Source organism: Geodermatophilus sp. URMC 65 (assembly GCF_053502545.1).
This window is the reverse complement of record NZ_CP199954.1, coordinates 1,417,975-1,432,547: the sequence shown is the minus strand read 5'-3', so window position 1 is coordinate 1,432,547 and position 14,573 is coordinate 1,417,975. Positions and strand designations below refer to the sequence as shown.

Genomic DNA, 14,573 nt, shown 5'->3' with positions numbered 1-14,573 from the left:
AGGCGGCCCGGGCCTCCGCCGATCACCCGGTCAGGTGACGCCCGACCCCCGCGGCCCGGTGCCGGTCGCACAGGCAACAGGAGGAGACGTCGTGTCCGAGCAGTCCGTGCTCGTCGTCGAGGACACCGAGGAGATCAGGGACCTGGTCTGCACGGTCCTGCGCCGGGCGGGGATGGACGTCCGCGCCGTGGCGTCCGGTGCCGAGGCGCTGGCCGAGGTCCGGCGCGCGGCGCCCGACGTCGTCGTCCTGGACCTTGGCCTCCCGGACGCCGACGGCACCGAGGTCTGCCGGCAGATCCGCGCCGAGAGCGAGTGCTACGTCCTCATGCTCACCGCGCGCGCCGAGGAGGTCGACCTGCTCATCGGGCTGGCCGTGGGCGCCGACGGGTACATGGCCAAGCCCTTCTCGCCGCGTGAGCTGGTCGCCCGCGTGCAGGCGATGCTCCGCCGTCCGCGCATCCCCGCGCCGCGTCCCACGCCGGCCGAGGAGTCGGTGCTCCGGCTCGCCGAGCTCGAGGTCGACGAGCACAGCCGCGAGGTGCGGGTGGACGGCGTGGTCGTCGACCTGACCCGCACCGAGTTCGACCTGCTCGCCGCGCTGGCCTCGCGCCCGGGCCGGGTGCTGCAGCGCGAGACGCTGCTGCGCGAGGTCTGGCAGACCGACTGGGAGGGCAGCGTGCGCCTGGTCGAGGCGCACATGTCCAACCTGCGCCGCAAGCTGCAGGCCGCGGGGCTCTCCTCGCCGTCGATCCGGACCGTGCGCGGCGTCGGCTACCGGCTCGTCGCCTGAAGAAGGACCCCCTGCCCCCCGCCACTCGCGAGCTCGCGGCGGGACCCTGCAAGGGGGGCCAGGCTCCGCTCTCAGCCGCCCGCGACGCTGCGCAGCTCGACGACGAGCTCGTGCGCCAGGACCCCGCGGCGGGCGTCTCGTGCGATGGCCCGGCAGACCGCGGCGACCTCCGGGTGGCCCAGCTGGGCGCTGGTGCCGGCCAGCGTGGCCGAGGCCCGGGCGAGCGCTGCGGCGTCCCCGGTACGGGCGCCGTCGGCGATGGCGGTCAGCCGGTCGGGCAGTGCGGCGGCGTACACCTGCTGCAGCCGGTCCATGAGCTCGGCGTCGACGTCCGCACCAGGGGCGTCGCCGGCGACGGGGGCCTGCGGTCCGGGTGCCCGGCGGGCGAGCAGGCCGACCAGCAGGGCGTCCACCGGCCGGGGCAGGCAGGCCAGGGCGCCGGCCTCGAGGACGGTGGCCCGGTCCGAGGCGTCGGCGGTGGCGGTCACGGCGAGCAGGTGGGCCCGGCAGCCGACCAGCCGGAGCCGGCGCAGCAGGGCCGGCGCCTCCCCGGCCGGGCCGTCCAGGTCGACGACGACCAGGTCCAGCTCCAGGCGCCGGGCCAGGCCGAGCGCTTCCGGGGTGCCGGCGGACTCCCGCACGTCCCACCCGGTCAGCTGCAGCAGTGCGGCGAGCGGTGCGCGGCCGGCCGTGTCGGCGCCGACGACGAGGGCGGTCGGGACGGCGCTCACGACTCGTCCTCCTCGTCCCCCGGCCGCCAGATGGCGAGCAGCAGCCAGCCGGCGAGGACCACGGGCACGCCGTGGACGAGGGCGTGGTGGACGGCGGGGGCGCGCAGGGCGGTGATGAGGTGCCCGAGCTCGGGCACGACGGCGCGGACCTCGTAGGCCGTGTCGCCCTGCAGGACGGCGGTCCAGGGGTCGGGGTGGTCGTTGGCGTCGCCCTTGGTCCGGACCGTGACGGTGCCGTCGGGGGCGCGCTGGACGTCGATGACGCGGTGGCTGACGACGCGGTGGTCGTCGATGGGGATGTGGTAGCTGATCACCATGCCCTCGATGACGTCGCTGACGACCAGCGGGGTGGTGATCACGACATCGCCGGGCTCGATGCCCGGGGCCATGCTGGCGGTCAGCATCGTCATCGTGCGGTAGCCCAGCAGGTGCGGGCCGGCGGCCAGGACGGCGAAGGCGAGGACCGCCGCGGTCACCAGCAGCCGCACCGACCAGCGTCCCAGGAACGCCAGGGCGTCGCGCAGGACGCGGAGGGCTGCCGGGGCCACCAACGGCAGCGTGCGGGCTGCCGGCGGGGTGCGGAGCGGGAGGACGGCGGTCATGGCGGTGTCCGGTTCGTCGTCGCCGGGGTCAGCGGGTGGTGGCGGCGCGCTGGACGCCGGAGAAGGTGAGGGCCAGGGTGCTGGTCTTGCCCTGGAAGGTGTTGTCGGCGGTGGCCGGCGGGGTGCTGCTGCTCACCGGGGTTCCTCCTGCGTGGGGCCGGGATCGCGGTGACCCGGGGACAGGAACGACCCTGGCCGCCCGACCGCAGGGCACCCGCCCGCCAACCACGAGGGATCCGCAAGATGGAGGGATCCCCGTGCCCCCACGGGGTCCCCCACGGTGATGAGGACGGGGTCCCCGTACCTGCGAGGGGGCCGCGGACCTCAGCGGGGGAGCGTCAGCGTGAACGTGGTGCCCCGGCCCTCGACGCTGGCGACCTCGAGGGTGCCGTCGTGCGCGGCGGCGATGGCCCGAGTGATGGCCAGCCCCAGCCCGACGCCGGGCACCGCGTGCCGCCGGGCGGTCGAGGCGCGGAAGAACCGGGCGAAGAGCTGGCCCTGCTCGCCGGCGGGGATCCCGATGCCGGTGTCGCTGACCGCCAGCCGGGCGACCGGCGTCGCGTCGTCCTGCGGGGCGTCGACGACCGCGCCGTCCGCCGTCCGCCAGGCCGACCGCAGCGCCAGGGTGACCCGGCCGCCGGCCGGGGTGAACTTGACCGCGTTGGAGACCAGGTTGTCGCAGGCCTGCCCCAGCCGGACGGCGTCGCCGTGCACCACCAGGCCGTCGTCGGGCACGTCGACGACGACCTCGACACCGGTCGCCGCGGCGGTGACCCGCACGGTCTCCTCCGCCGCCCGGACGACGTCGGCCAGGTCGACGTCCGCCGGTTGCAGGCTGAACCGGCCGGCGTCCACCTGCGCGGTGAACAGCAGGTCGCCGACCAGGCGCAGCAGCCGCCGGGCGTTGCGCTCGACGGTGCCCAGGTGCGCCCGCGACTCCTCGCCGAGGTCCGGGTCGTCGAGGACGAGCTCCAGGTAGCCCAGGATGGAGGTCAGCGGCGTGCGCAGCTCGTGGCTGACCAGGCTCACGAACTGGTCCTTCATGCGCTCGGTCGCCCGGGCCTCGGTCATGTCGGTGCCGACGAAGTTCCACCCGGCGTGCACACCGCGGTCGTCGGTGCGCGGGGTGACCGCCACCGAGACGGTGAGCTCGGCGCCGTCGGCGGCGACGTAGGTCCAGTCCCGGACGTCGCTGCCCTGCTCCTGTGCGGTGCGCACCAGGCCGGCCAGGCCGCCGCCGGCGTCGTCGAGCTCCTCGGGCAGGTGGAACTCGGTGATCGACCGGCGGCGGACGACGTCGGCGCGGGGGAGGCCCAGCATCCGCTCGGCGCCGGGGTTCCACACCCGGATCACGCCGTCCACGTCGGTGCCGATGATCGACTGCTCGGTGACCGCGTCGATGACGCTGGTCATCGTCTGGGCGCGGGCCTGCAGCATCCGGGTGGCGACCTGCAGCTCGTCGTCGCGGTGCTGCATCTGCGCCCGCAGCCCGGTGTTCTCCGCGCGCAGCCGGGCCAGCTCCTCGGCCGGCTCGGGCTCGAGGACGGTCACGCGGTTCCCCCGGAGGTCAGCTCGCGCACCTGCGCGACCAGCCCGGCGACGGGGAAGGGCGTGGCCAGATAGGCGTCGGCGCCGGCGGCCAGGCCGCGGGCGACGTCGTCGGCGGAGGCGCCGGCCGACAGCAGCAGCACCGGGACGCCGGCGGTGGCCGGGTCGGCGCGCAGCGCGGCGCAGACCTCCGGCCCGGTCGCACCCGGCATGGAGACGGCGAGGTCGGGCGGGTCGGTGCGGGCGGCGGCGAGCGCCTGCGTCCCGTCGGGGACCTCGGTGGCGACGGTGCAGCCGGCGCGGCGGACGGCGAGGCCCACCAGTGCCCGGGTGTCGTCCTCGTCGTCGGCGACCAGGACGCGCGGCGCTGCGGTCGGCACGGGTCGGGCTCCCTCGCTCGGGCGGTGTCGTCCCGGGGGACGTCGGCGCTCGCGAGGACGGACTGCAGCGCACCCGCCGGGGCCTCACCCCAACAGGGGACCCGGCCGCGGACAGCAGCGCGCCCCGCCGGGGAGGGCCCGGCGGGGCGCACTGGTGGTGGTGCAGTGGCCTCTCTGAATGGTCCCGCCGTGGCCCCGTCCCGGGCCCCACCCTGAGCGTGCGAAGGGTGGGTAGGACGGGGTCCGTCTACGGTGGGGGCAGGGAGGCCCTCGTTCAGCTGCGCGTCTGGCTCTGCACCGTGTGACGAGACTCCTGGGCCTGGCCCTGGACGTCCTGCGCGGCGGACTGGCCCTCCTGCTTGACGGTCTGGGCGGCGTCCTGCGCGGTGGACTTGACCTCCTGGACTGCCTGCTGGGCGGCGGGCTGGAGCTCCTCGCGGATCTCCTGCGCGGCATCCTTCGCCGGCTGCAGCAGCGTGTCCTTGTGCTCGCGCACCGCGGACTCGGCCTGCTCGGCCAGCTGGCGCTCCCGCTCCGAGGCCGGCAGGAGGCTGGAGACCAGCCAGCCGACGCCGAAGGCGATGAGGCCCGCGGCCAGCGGGTTGCCCTGGGCCTGGCGGACGATGGTGTCCGGGGCCTGCTGCACCGCGTGCGCGGCCTGCTGCGCGGCACCCTGAACGGACTCCGCGGCGTCGTGCGCCCGGTCCTGCACGGTGCCCGCGGCGTTCTGGGTGCGGTGCTGGGCCGTGGCCCGGGTGTCGTGGGCACTGCCCATCACCCGCTCCCGGACCCGGCCGATCCGGCCCTTGGCCGCGCTGACCCGGCGGTCCATGACGCGGGAGGGGTTCACCTTCTCGTTGAGGGCGTCGACGTCGTAGCTCAGCTCGCGCTGGGTCTGCTCGATCTGCCGCCGGATCGCCTCGGGGTCGTTGCTCGTGGTCATGGTCGGTACTCCGATGTCTGAGGGGGCCTGGGGCCGCGGGTCAGTTGGGCTTCAGAGCGCTGGGGACGTCGGACAGCGTGTCCACGGTGCGCTCGGGCTTGGGGTTCACCTGCTGCAGCTTCTTCTTGCCCATGGAGAAGGCGATCGCGCCGATGACGCCCCAGAGGACGGCGACGATGAGCGCGGCCAGGCCGGCGTCCATCACGTTCTCCAACGCCCACCACAGGGCGTTGGAGAGGAAGAGCAGCGTCAGGAACCCGGCGACCGCGGCGGCGGCCATCATGCCCACGCCCTTGCCCGCCTTCTTGGCCTCGGCCTGGACCTCGGCCTTGGCCAGGGCCACCTCCTGCCGCATCAGCGTGGAGAGGTCCTTGGCCAGCTCGCCGAACAGCTGCCCGACCGAGGTGCCCTCGACGTCGGGCCGGCCCTCGGCCGTCGTCGGCGTGCCCGCGGCCCCGCTGTGGGCGCCGTAGGACTCGTCGGGGGACACGGCGTAGTTGCCCTGGGCGTACGGCTCCTGGCCCGAGGACGAGCCGACCGGCGTCGCGCCGGAGTAGGGAGAACTCATGTGGGTCAGACCCCCTGACCGGGACGGCGGGTCGGGTCGTCCCAGCCGGCCGGGGTGGTCGGCGGGACGGCGGCGCCCGCGGGCGGGACGGTGCCGTACGGCGGCGGCGGGACGGGTGTGCCGGTGGTCCCGCCGCCGGTGGTGGTCTCGTAGGACGTCGTCTCGGCGTACCCGGAGTAGGCCGGCGCCGGGTCGACGTAGTTCGTCTGGGCGTAGCTGCTGCGGTACTGCTGCGTGCCGCTCGCCGACGAGTCGTCGCTGTGCGCGGCCTTCACGCCACTGGTGAGGCGACCGGCCAGGACACCGGCGAGCGCGGCGCCGAGCAGGAAGGTGCCGGGCCGGCGGCGGGCGAAGGCGCGGACGTCGTCGAGCAGGTCGGCCGGCTCGCGGTTCTGCAGCCGGTCGGCGAACTGCTCGACGTAGCCCGAGGCCTGCTGGAGCAGGTCGCGCGCCGGGCCGGGAGCGCCCTGGCTGCTGCCGTCGGCCAGGCCGCGCAGCTCCTGGGCCAGCGAGGACAGCCCGGAGGCGGCCTTCTGCTGCTGGGCCACGGTCTGGTGGCGCAGCTGCTGGCGCCCCTGGTGCAGCAGGTCCTGCGCCTGTCGCTGGGTCTCGTGGGCGACCTCCTTGGCCTGGTCGGCAGCGGTCGAGGCGACCTGGCTGCCGGCCTGGGCGGCGGTCTGGCCCACGTTGCGGGCCTCGTCCTTGGCCACGTCACTGGTCGACGGCGAGCCCGTCGAGGTGGTCGTGGTCGTGGTGGCCGTGGTGGCCCCGCTGGTGGCGCCCGAGCCGGTGGAGGGCGGGGGCGGGAACGGGGCATCGATCGAGTGAGTCATCGTTCCTCCTCGGCAAACGTCGTGGTCAGCCGAGGCGGTACCCGTCAAACGATCACCCACACATGGCCTGCCGACGGCCGTTCCCATCCGTGTCCGGGGACGACGGGGCACCCGGGTCGTGCTCCACGGCACCGGGGTGCGGGTGCAGGGACCGGTCGGTGGACACCCCGGACGGAGGACGGTGCGACCCCCGCGTGTCCCTCCGGCCGGCCCTGCTCCTCCCGGGCGCGGCTCCCGCCCCGGGAAAGCGACTAAGGTGAGCCTCACCTATCCGTGCTCGACCCGAGGGAGTTCCCGCCATGGCCGACAAGGCCCCGCGCCGCCCGCGCACGCCCCGGCTGGCCACCGTGCTGCGGACCTCGCGTCCGACGCCCCACCTGGTCCGCGTGGTGCTCGGCGGAGAGGGCCTCGCCGGGTTCGCGCCCGAGTACGCCGACGCCTACGTCAAGCTGGTGCTCCCGCCGGCCGGCGCGCCCTACGCCGCGCCGTTCGACATGGACGCCGTGCAGCGCGAGCACCCGCGCGAGCTGTGGCCGTGCCTGCGCACCTACACCGTGCGGGCCTGGGACCAGGCCGCCGGGGAACTCGTCCTCGACGTCGTCGTCCACGGGGACGAGGGGCTGGCCGGCCCCTGGGCCGTCGCCGCCCGGCCGGGTGACCGGGTGCAGCTGCTCGGCCCCGGCGGCGCCTACGCGCCCAGCGGGGACGCCGACTGGCACCTGCTGGCGGGCGACGAGACCGCGCTGCCGGCGATCGCCGCCTCGCTCGAGCGGCTGCCCGCGGGCGCCGCGGCCCGGGTGTTCGTCGAGGTCGCCGACGCCGCCGAGGAGCAGCCGCTGCCGCTGCCGGCCGGTGCGGAGCTGACCTGGGTGCACCGCACCGGGCTGCCGGGGGAGGCACTGGTGGCCGCCGTCCGCGGGGCCGCGCTGCCCACCGGCTCGGTGCACGCCTTCGTGCACGGCGAGGCCGGGTTCGTGCGCGAGCTGCGCCGCTACCTGCGGGTGGAGCGCGCGGTGCCGCGCGAGCAGCTCTCGGCGTCGGGCTACTGGCGCCTGGGTCGCACCGACGAGGGCTGGCGGGCCGAGAAGGCGGAGTGGAACGCCGCGGTGGAGGCCGACGAGCAGACGGTCGGCCAGGTCGCCTGAGCCTCCCGCCTCCGCGGCCCCGTCCCGCCGCCGGGTGATCAGGTGAGCTGATCGTCCGCGGTCCTGGCTCACCACCGGTGGTGAGCCAGGACCCGCGACCGTGATCCCAGCTGATCACCGGAGCGGCCCGCCCGCGGGGTCCTTCCACGGTGGAGGGGCAGGCGGGTCCTCCTACAGGGCGTCGGTGGCGAACGTGTCGCACTGCGCCGGGTCACCCGTCTCGTAGCCGGTGGTGAACCAGCGCTGCCGCTGCTCCGACGAGCCGTGCGTGAACGCGTCCTGGTCGACGGTGCCGCCGCCCAGGTTCTGCTGGATGAAGTCGTCGCCGATGCGGGCCGCGGCGTCCAGTGCCCGGTCGATGTCGTCCTGGGTGATCTCGGCGATGAGCGGCTGGCCGGACTCGTCGGGGACGGTCTCGGCGTGGTTGGCCCACGTCCCGGCGAAGCAGTCGGCCTGCAGCTCCAGCCGCACGGTGCCGCTGGCCGGGCCGGTCTCGCCCGGCGTCACCTGCTGGTTGATCCCGAGCAGGTTCTGCACGTGGTGGCCGTACTCGTGGGCGATCACGTAGGCGCTGACGAACAGCCCGCCCTCCGCGCCGAACTGCTGCTGCAGCGTGTCGAAGAAGGACAGGTCGATGTAGACCAGCTGGTCGCCCGGGCAGTAGAAGGGCCCCGAGCCGCTGGTCGCCCCGCCGCAGGAGGTCTGCACCGAGCCGTTGAAGAACACCGTGTCGGTGGGCCGGTAGTCCGGACCGAGCACGCCGGACCAGTAGTCCTGGATCGACTCGATGTCGGCCACGACGGCGCAGTCCAGCGACTCGTTGGCGTCGGCGCCGGTCTGGCACTGCTGCTCCAGCTGGGTGTTGTCCGCGGTCTGCCCCTCCCCGAGCCCGCTCAACTGGCCCAGCGCCGCGCCCGTCCCGCCCTCACCGCCACCGCCGAGGACCTGGAACAGCACGAGCACGAGGACGCCGACCAGGCCCAGCCCGCCACCGCCGACCGCGAGGCCGCGCCCTCCGCCGATGCCGCCACCCCGGCGGTCCTGCACGCCCGACGGGTCGAGGTCTGCTCCCTCGCTGTACCTCATGGCTGGGCACCCTCCCGGTCGTGTGGCACGCCGAGCCGGTGCCATCCGCAGCGGCGGTGCCCCCGACCGGGTCGGGTCATGCGCGCTCAGCGGCCTCCCCGCCGGTCGGCGTCCGGCTGGGCTGCTCGGCCGGCTCGTCGCGCAGGAACAGGTACCAGTAGGACGTCGAGACGAAGACCACCGCGCCGACCAGGTTGCCCGCGCCCGCCAGCAGCCAGTTGAGCAGCACGTCGCCCCAGCCGATGTCCGGGATGCCGGCGAACACCGCGGCCGGCAGGAAGAACATGTTGGCCACCACGTGGTCGAACCCCATGGCGACGAACGCCATGATCGGCAGGAAGACGGCGAGCACCTTGCCCGACACCGAGGACGCCGCCAGGGACATCCACACCCCCAGGCAGACCAGCCAGTTGCAGCCGACGCCGCGCAGGAACACCTGCCACGGGGACTCGTGGAGCGCCTTGGCCTCGGCGATCGAGGCCAGCCGGTCGTGCGTGAGGGCTGCACTGCCCGAGGCGCCCGGCGACCCGATGACCCCGGTCTGGACGGCGAGGAAGTAGGCGACGAACAGCGCGCCGAGCAGGTTGCCGACCAGCACCAGCGTGAGGTTCTTGCCGACGTCGCCCAGGCTCAGTCGTCCGTGCATCGCGCCCAGCGGGACCAGCATCATGTTGCCGGTGGCCAGGTCCGAGCCGGCGATGAGCACGAGGATCAGGCCGAGGGTGAAGGCCGCGCCCATGAAGAGCGTGGGCAGCGTGCCCCACGTGGCCGGGTCCAGGCCCGAGGAGACGGTGATGGCCACCAGCGCGCCGAAGGCGATGTAGGCACCACCGAGGAAGGCGCTCACGAGCACGCGGTCCCAGGTGCGGTGGATCTTCTTCGCCCCGGTCTCACTGGCGACCTGGGCCATCTCGGGGGGTTGGCGGTCGGACATCAGCGCCTCCGCGCGGGAACGGACCTCAGGGGCCGAACCGTACGACTCCAGCCCGGATCCGGCACCCGGATGCGGGCCGGGGCACCGGCCGACCTGGACGATCTAGGGTCGGCCGACACACCTCCGACACCGGGAGAGCACATGGCGGTCTCCAACCGCGTCCGTGGCGCACTGACGACGACGGTGCTGGCGACCGCGGCCACCGGCTTCCTCGCCGCCTGCGGCACGGACGAGGAGGAGCAGGAGCAGGTCGCCTACTGCACCAACGAGGACGGCGAGATCGTCGACGACGACTACTGCGACGACGACTACCGCGGCCCCGGCGCAGGGCTGTTCTTCCTCTACCTCGGCGGCTTCCGCCCCGGCCTGCCGGTCGGCACCGTGCTGCCGAGCGGCGGCACCCGGATCGACCCGCGTGACACCGCGGCCCGTCAGCGCGCCGGCCTGCCCTCGACCGGCCGGGTCGCTGCGGGCACGCGGGTCACCGGCGGCATCGGCTCGGGGGTGGGCGGCAGCGACTCCGGCAGCCGGGCCGGCACCGGCGCGGGCAGCTGAGCGCTCGGCTCCTCCGTCGAGATCACGCGATCTCGCACGTTCCGAGCCGCCACAGCGCCAAGATCACGTGATCTCGACACGGGAACGACCGCGGGGGAGGAGGGGAGCCAGATCGTGAGGCGCGTCGAGGCGGGGGTGGTGCGCCCCGGCTGGGAGGCCGAGATCGAGGCCCAGGGGCTGGTCTACAACCGCACCGAGCTGCCCGGCGGCGAGGTGCGCAGCTACTGGCGCGAGGGGCCGTTCTACGACTTCACCATGGCGGAGGTCCAACAGCTCGAGGGCTGGGTCGCCCAGCTGTTCGAGATGTGCGTGGCCGCCGGCGACCACGTGGTCGAGCACGACCTGTTCGACCGGATGGGCATCCCGCCGATCGCCCGCCCGGAGATCCGGCGCACCTGGGAGGCCGAGCCGCCGAGCGTCTACGGCCGCTTCGACCTGCGCTACGACGGGCAGGGCCCGCCCAAGCTGCTGGAGTTCAACGCCGACACCCCGACCGGCCTGGTCGAGTCCGCCGTCACCCAGTGGAACTGGCACCTGTTCACCGGGCAGGGCGCCGACCAGTGGAACGCCCTGCACGACAAGCTCGTCGCCGCCTGGCAGCGCAACCTGCTGCGCTGGGAGCGGCGCACCGGCGTCCGCCCCCGGGTGCACCTGGCCTGGACCTCGGAGGAGCGCTCCGGCGAGGACCGGATGACCATCGCCTACCTGATGGACACCGTCGTCCAGGCCGGCTACGAGGCGATCGAGCTCGTCGTCGAGGACATCGCCCTCGACGACGGGGACGGCCGGTTCTACGACCGGCAGGGCCGCCACCTCGACGTCGTCTTCAAGCTCTACCCCTGGGAGTGGCTGATCGAGGACGAGTTCGGTCCCGCTGTCCTCGCCGACGCCGCCCGTCCCGGCGGCACCACCTGGGTGGAGCCGGCCTACAAGATGCTGTGGAGCACCAAGGCGCTGCTGCCCGTGCTCTGGCAGCTCTTCGGCAGCGACCCGGCGCTGTCCCCGCTGCTGCTGCCGGCCTACTTCGCCGACGAGCTGCCGTCGTCCTGGCGGACGTACGTGCGCAAGCCGCTGTGGGGTCGGGAGGGCGCCAACGTGCAGATCGTCCGCGACGGGCAGGTGACCGTGGAGCTGCCCGGCCGGTACGGCACCGAGGGCTGGGTCGTGCAGGAGTTCGCGCCGCTGCCGGACTTCGCCGGCGTCGACGGTCCGCACCACCCGGTGCTCGGCGCCTGGGTGGTCGACGGCGAGCCGGCCGGCCTCGGCATCCGGGAGAGCGACGGGCTCATCACCGACAACCTGAGCTTCTTCGTGCCGCACACCATCGACTTCACCGCTCCGCAGGCCGGGCGCCGGTAGCCGACCTACCGTCGGGGGATGCCGTTGGAGGGTGAGTACGAACCGAGTCCCGAGGCCTGGGTGCGCGAGCAGGTCGAGCGTTACGAGGCCACCGGGGGCCGGGAGGCCAACACGCTGCGCGACACCGGCATCCCGATCGCCATCTTCTGGACCCGCGGTGCGAGGACCGGGAGGGTGCGCAAGAACGGCCTGATGCGGGTCGAGCACGAGGGCGCCTACGCGATGGTCGGCTCGCAGGGCGGCGCGCCGAAGGACCCGGCGTGGGTGGCCAACCTGCGCGCCCACCCCGACCAGGTCACCGTGCAGGACGGGCCCGAGCCGTGGGACGGCGTCGCCCGCGAGGTGACCGGCGAGGAGAAGCGGCAGTGGTGGGAGCGGGCCGTCGCGGTCTACCCCGAGTACGAGCGGTACCAGCAGCGCACCGACAGGGAGATCCCGGTGTTCGTCGTCGAGCGGGCGGACCCGGCCAATCCGGCATAGGTGAGGCTGCCCTAAGTTCTCCCGTGTCGCCGGAGGTGCCGGCGGCTCGAGGAGGACGACGGTGCGGACGAGGTGGGCGACCCTGACGGTGGCGTCGGGACTGGTGCTGGCCGGCTGCGGCTCGGCGGACGGCGGGACGACGGCATCGGCGCCGTCCACCGCGGCCGACGAGGTCCGCACGGTCGAGCACGCGATGGGCACCGCGGAGGTCACCGGCACCCCCGAGCGCGTCGTCGTCCTCGACACCGGTGAGCTCGACGCGGTGCTGGCGCTGGGCGTCACCCCGGTCGGTGCCGTGCGCACCGGGGTCAGCGACGAGCTGCCGGCCTACATCGAGGACGCCGGGGTCGACCGGGCCGCGATCGCGAACGTCGGCACGATCGCCGAGCCGGCCCTCGAGCAGATCGCCGCGCTGGAGCCCGACCTCATCCTGTCCAACGCCGTCCGGCACGCCGACATCCACGACCGGCTCTCCGCGATCGCGCCGACCGTCTTCGCGGAGGCGATCGGCGAGACGTGGGAGGACAACCTTCGGCTGGCGGGGGAAGCGCTGAACCGCTCGGACGAGGCCGAGGAACTGCTCACCGCGTACGAGGAGCGCGCCGTCGAGGTGGGCGCGCTCTACGGCGACCCGGCGGCGACCGAGGTGAGCATGGTGCGCTTCCTCGACGGCTCGGCGGTCCGGCTCTACGGGGAAGGCTCCTTCATCGGCGACGTCCTCGGCGACGTGGGCTTCGCGCGGCCGCAGGTGCAGCGCACGGCCGAGACCTTCGTCGAGGTGAGCCCGGAGCAGATCGGCCAGGCCGACGGCGACCTCGTCTTCTACGCCGCCTACGGCGGGGAGGGCCAGGCCGCCGCGGGGGAGATCACCTCCGGCGGGCTGTGGCAGGGGCTGTCCGCGGTGCAGCAGGGCCTGGCGTTCGAGGTCGGCGACGACCGCTGGTTCCTGGCGATCGGCCCGCTGGGCGCCGGTCTGGTGCTCGACGACCTGGAGCGGTTCGCGCAGCAGCTGCAGAGCTGAGCCGCGGTCAGCCGGGGAGCCGCCGGGCCAGCGACGCCGCCAGCTCGTCGTCCCCCCGGGCCCGGGCGCCGAGCAGCCCCCAGCCGAGGTCGGCGACCGCCCGGGCGCGGGTCGTCCAGGCCGTCGCGGCCGGGCCGGGGAACAGCTCGGCGCGGGCGGCGGTGGCCACCTCGCGCTGCTGCACCAGCGCCTCGCGCAGCCGGTTGTCGGCCGGGCCACCCGGCGCGGCCGCGACCGCGGCGCGGGCGGCCTCGGTCGCGGCGCGCACGGCGCTCGGCAGCCGCCGGCTGGCCGCGCGGGGCAGCAGCGCGAGCCCGACGACGAGGGCGAGGACGACGCCGACCCCGGTCTCGGCCAGCCGCTCGACCACCAGGGCGGCGCCGGAGCGGCCGGGCGCGCCGATGTGCACGAGCAGCAGCACCAGCGGCGTGATGCAGGTGACCGCCAGCACGTACTGGTGGGCGATGAGCAGCTCGACGGCCAGCTGCAGCACCGCGACCAGCAGCACCTCCACCACCACCGGGAGGTCCGCCCACACCAGCGCGCCGGCGACCAGCACGCCCAGCGCGGTGCCGACCGCCCGCTGCAGCGCCCGCACCCGGGTCGCCCGCGCGTCAGTGCCCAGCTGGACGCTCACCGCGGTGCTCGCCGCCCAGTAGGGGCTCGACAGGTCCAGCGCCGCGGCGGCGAGGCCGGCCGCCGCGGTCCCGGTGCCGGTCCGCAGCGCGGTCGCGATCTTCGGGGTGTGCCACCAGCGGGTCTCGGGGGCGCCGGTGACCGGCGGCAGGGCGACGTCGGGTCCGACGACCGGCAGCGCCCGCAGGAACCGCTGCTCGACGCCGTCCAGACGGGCCCGCAGGCTGCCGTCGCCCCGCCTGCTGCCGGTGCGGACGGCGACGTCGGCCACCCGGACCGCGTGCGCGACCGCGCCGGGCAGCGGCGCCCCCGGCCCGCCGCGCTCGACGGCGGTGACCGCGGCGTCGGCGGCGTCCAGCGACCGCCGCTCGGGGCCGGTCGGGTCCCACAGCCACGGCAGCAGGCAGCCCGCCCAGGCCAGCGTCGCCCCGGCCGCGGCGGCCAGCGCGTGCGCGGCCAGGTCGGCCGGGCCGGTGCCCAGCGCGCTCGACCCGCCGGCGACCAGCACGAGACCCAGCGGGCCGGGCGGGCCGATGCGCCAGTGCACCGTCGCTGCGGCGGCCGCGGCGGCCAGCGCGCCGCACAGCAGCGCGAGGACGACCGGGTGCCCGCCGGCCAGCGCCCCGAGTGTGCCCGCCACGGTCAGCGCGGCGCCGACGCCCGCGACGACGGCGGCCCGGCGCCGGTACGGCAGCGCGTGCCCGTAGACGGAGGTGAAGGCCGCCAGCGCCGCGGCCGAGCCGAGGTCGGCCCGGCCCAGTGCGACGCCGCAGGCCAGCGGCAGTGCCGTGCACACCGCCGCGGTGACCCCGCGCCGGCCGCCGGTCCGCCACAGCGCCGAGAGCGCGGGCAGCGGCGGGCCGAGCAGCGTGGGCAACCGAGCAGCAGCGGACACGACCACATCCTGTCCGCTGTCGGGGGCGCGGCTCCGCGGGCCTGGACGCTGCGGGTCGTCGGCGAGG

At 75.2% G+C, this 14,573-nt stretch carries 16 protein-coding genes; 6 read left to right on the top strand and 10 right to left on the bottom strand.

Annotated elements, in window-relative coordinates:
• Positions 1 to 91 precede the first annotated feature (91 nt).
• Positions 92 to 790 (top strand): response regulator, encoded by a 699-nt coding sequence (locus tag ACWIX7_RS06890; RefSeq protein ID WP_448620812.1) that lies wholly within the window; start codon positions 92 to 94, stop codon positions 788 to 790.
• Between the two features lie 71 nt (positions 791 to 861).
• Here ACWIX7_RS06890 and ACWIX7_RS06885 read toward each other — a convergent pair whose 3' ends face one another.
• The 7 genes from ACWIX7_RS06885 to ACWIX7_RS06855 form a co-directional block, all read right to left on the bottom strand.
• A complete protein-coding gene (locus ACWIX7_RS06885) occupies positions 862 to 1,521 on the bottom strand; it encodes a response regulator (protein WP_448620811.1) in 660 nt (219 codons plus the stop codon).
• Positions 1,518 to 2,123, bottom strand: a complete 606-nt coding sequence (locus tag ACWIX7_RS06880) for a signal peptidase I (RefSeq protein ID WP_448620810.1) — start codon at positions 2,121 to 2,123, stop codon at positions 1,518 to 1,520. Before ACWIX7_RS06880 ends, ACWIX7_RS06885 begins: the two co-directional genes overlap by 4 nt.
• 324 nt (positions 2,124 to 2,447) lie before the next feature.
• Positions 2,448 to 3,674, bottom strand: coding sequence for a sensor histidine kinase (locus ACWIX7_RS06875; protein WP_448620809.1), 1,227 nt, complete (start codon positions 3,672 to 3,674; stop codon positions 2,448 to 2,450).
• The gene (locus tag ACWIX7_RS06870; RefSeq protein WP_448620808.1) at positions 3,671 to 4,051 is read right to left on the bottom strand and encodes a response regulator transcription factor; all 381 of its coding nucleotides are present in this window, start codon (positions 4,049 to 4,051) and stop codon (positions 3,671 to 3,673) included. The genes ACWIX7_RS06875 and ACWIX7_RS06870 overlap by 4 nt, the downstream gene beginning before the upstream one ends.
• Positions 4,052 to 4,325: 274 nt before the next feature.
• Complete coding sequence (locus ACWIX7_RS06865; RefSeq protein WP_448620807.1) at positions 4,326 to 4,994, bottom strand: DUF3618 domain-containing protein; 669 nt, start codon at positions 4,992 to 4,994, stop codon at positions 4,326 to 4,328.
• Between the two features lie 40 nt (positions 4,995 to 5,034).
• Positions 5,035 to 5,562, bottom strand: a complete 528-nt coding sequence (locus ACWIX7_RS06860) for a phage holin family protein (RefSeq protein ID WP_448620806.1) — start codon at positions 5,560 to 5,562, stop codon at positions 5,035 to 5,037.
• 5 nt (positions 5,563 to 5,567) lie between these two features.
• A complete protein-coding gene (locus tag ACWIX7_RS06855; RefSeq protein WP_448620805.1) occupies positions 5,568 to 6,395 on the bottom strand; it encodes a hypothetical protein in 828 nt (275 codons plus the stop codon).
• 299 nt (positions 6,396 to 6,694) lie between these two features.
• Here ACWIX7_RS06855 and ACWIX7_RS06850 point away from each other — a divergent pair, with 299 nt between their 5' ends.
• Positions 6,695 to 7,540, top strand: a complete 846-nt coding sequence (locus tag ACWIX7_RS06850) for a siderophore-interacting protein (protein ID WP_448620804.1) — start codon at positions 6,695 to 6,697, stop codon at positions 7,538 to 7,540.
• A 171-nt stretch (positions 7,541 to 7,711) separates the two neighbouring features.
• On the opposite strand, the gene ypfJ is transcribed toward ACWIX7_RS06850, so the two are convergent.
• Entirely contained in the window at positions 7,712 to 8,626 is a 915-nt protein-coding gene (gene ypfJ / locus ACWIX7_RS06845) for a KPN_02809 family neutral zinc metallopeptidase (RefSeq protein WP_448620803.1), read from the bottom strand.
• A 76-nt stretch (positions 8,627 to 8,702) separates the two neighbouring features.
• On the bottom strand, positions 8,703 to 9,560 hold the full coding sequence (locus ACWIX7_RS06840; protein ID WP_448620802.1) for a formate/nitrite transporter family protein: 858 nt from the start codon (positions 9,558 to 9,560) through the stop codon (positions 8,703 to 8,705).
• A 141-nt stretch (positions 9,561 to 9,701) separates the two neighbouring features.
• Here ACWIX7_RS06840 and ACWIX7_RS06835 point away from each other — a divergent pair, with 141 nt between their 5' ends.
• The 4 genes from ACWIX7_RS06835 (at position 9,702) to ACWIX7_RS06820 (ending at position 12,975) form a co-directional block, all read left to right on the top strand.
• A complete protein-coding gene (locus tag ACWIX7_RS06835; protein WP_448620801.1) occupies positions 9,702 to 10,115 on the top strand; it encodes a hypothetical protein in 414 nt (137 codons plus the stop codon).
• 114 nt (positions 10,116 to 10,229) lie between these two features.
• Entirely contained in the window at positions 10,230 to 11,474 is a 1,245-nt protein-coding gene (locus ACWIX7_RS06830; RefSeq protein ID WP_448620800.1) for a glutathionylspermidine synthase family protein, read from the top strand.
• 18 nt (positions 11,475 to 11,492) lie between these two features.
• The gene (locus tag ACWIX7_RS06825; RefSeq protein WP_448620799.1) at positions 11,493 to 11,954 is read left to right on the top strand and encodes a nitroreductase family deazaflavin-dependent oxidoreductase; all 462 of its coding nucleotides are present in this window, start codon (positions 11,493 to 11,495) and stop codon (positions 11,952 to 11,954) included.
• A 61-nt stretch (positions 11,955 to 12,015) separates the two neighbouring features.
• A complete protein-coding gene (locus ACWIX7_RS06820) occupies positions 12,016 to 12,975 on the top strand; it encodes an ABC transporter substrate-binding protein (protein WP_448620798.1) in 960 nt (319 codons plus the stop codon).
• 7 nt (positions 12,976 to 12,982) lie between these two features.
• Here the strand turns inward: ACWIX7_RS06820 and ACWIX7_RS06815 are convergent, their stop codons facing one another.
• On the bottom strand, positions 12,983 to 14,506 hold the full coding sequence (locus tag ACWIX7_RS06815) for an FUSC family protein (protein WP_448620797.1): 1,524 nt from the start codon (positions 14,504 to 14,506) through the stop codon (positions 12,983 to 12,985).
• Between the last annotated feature and the right edge of the window lie 67 nt (positions 14,507 to 14,573).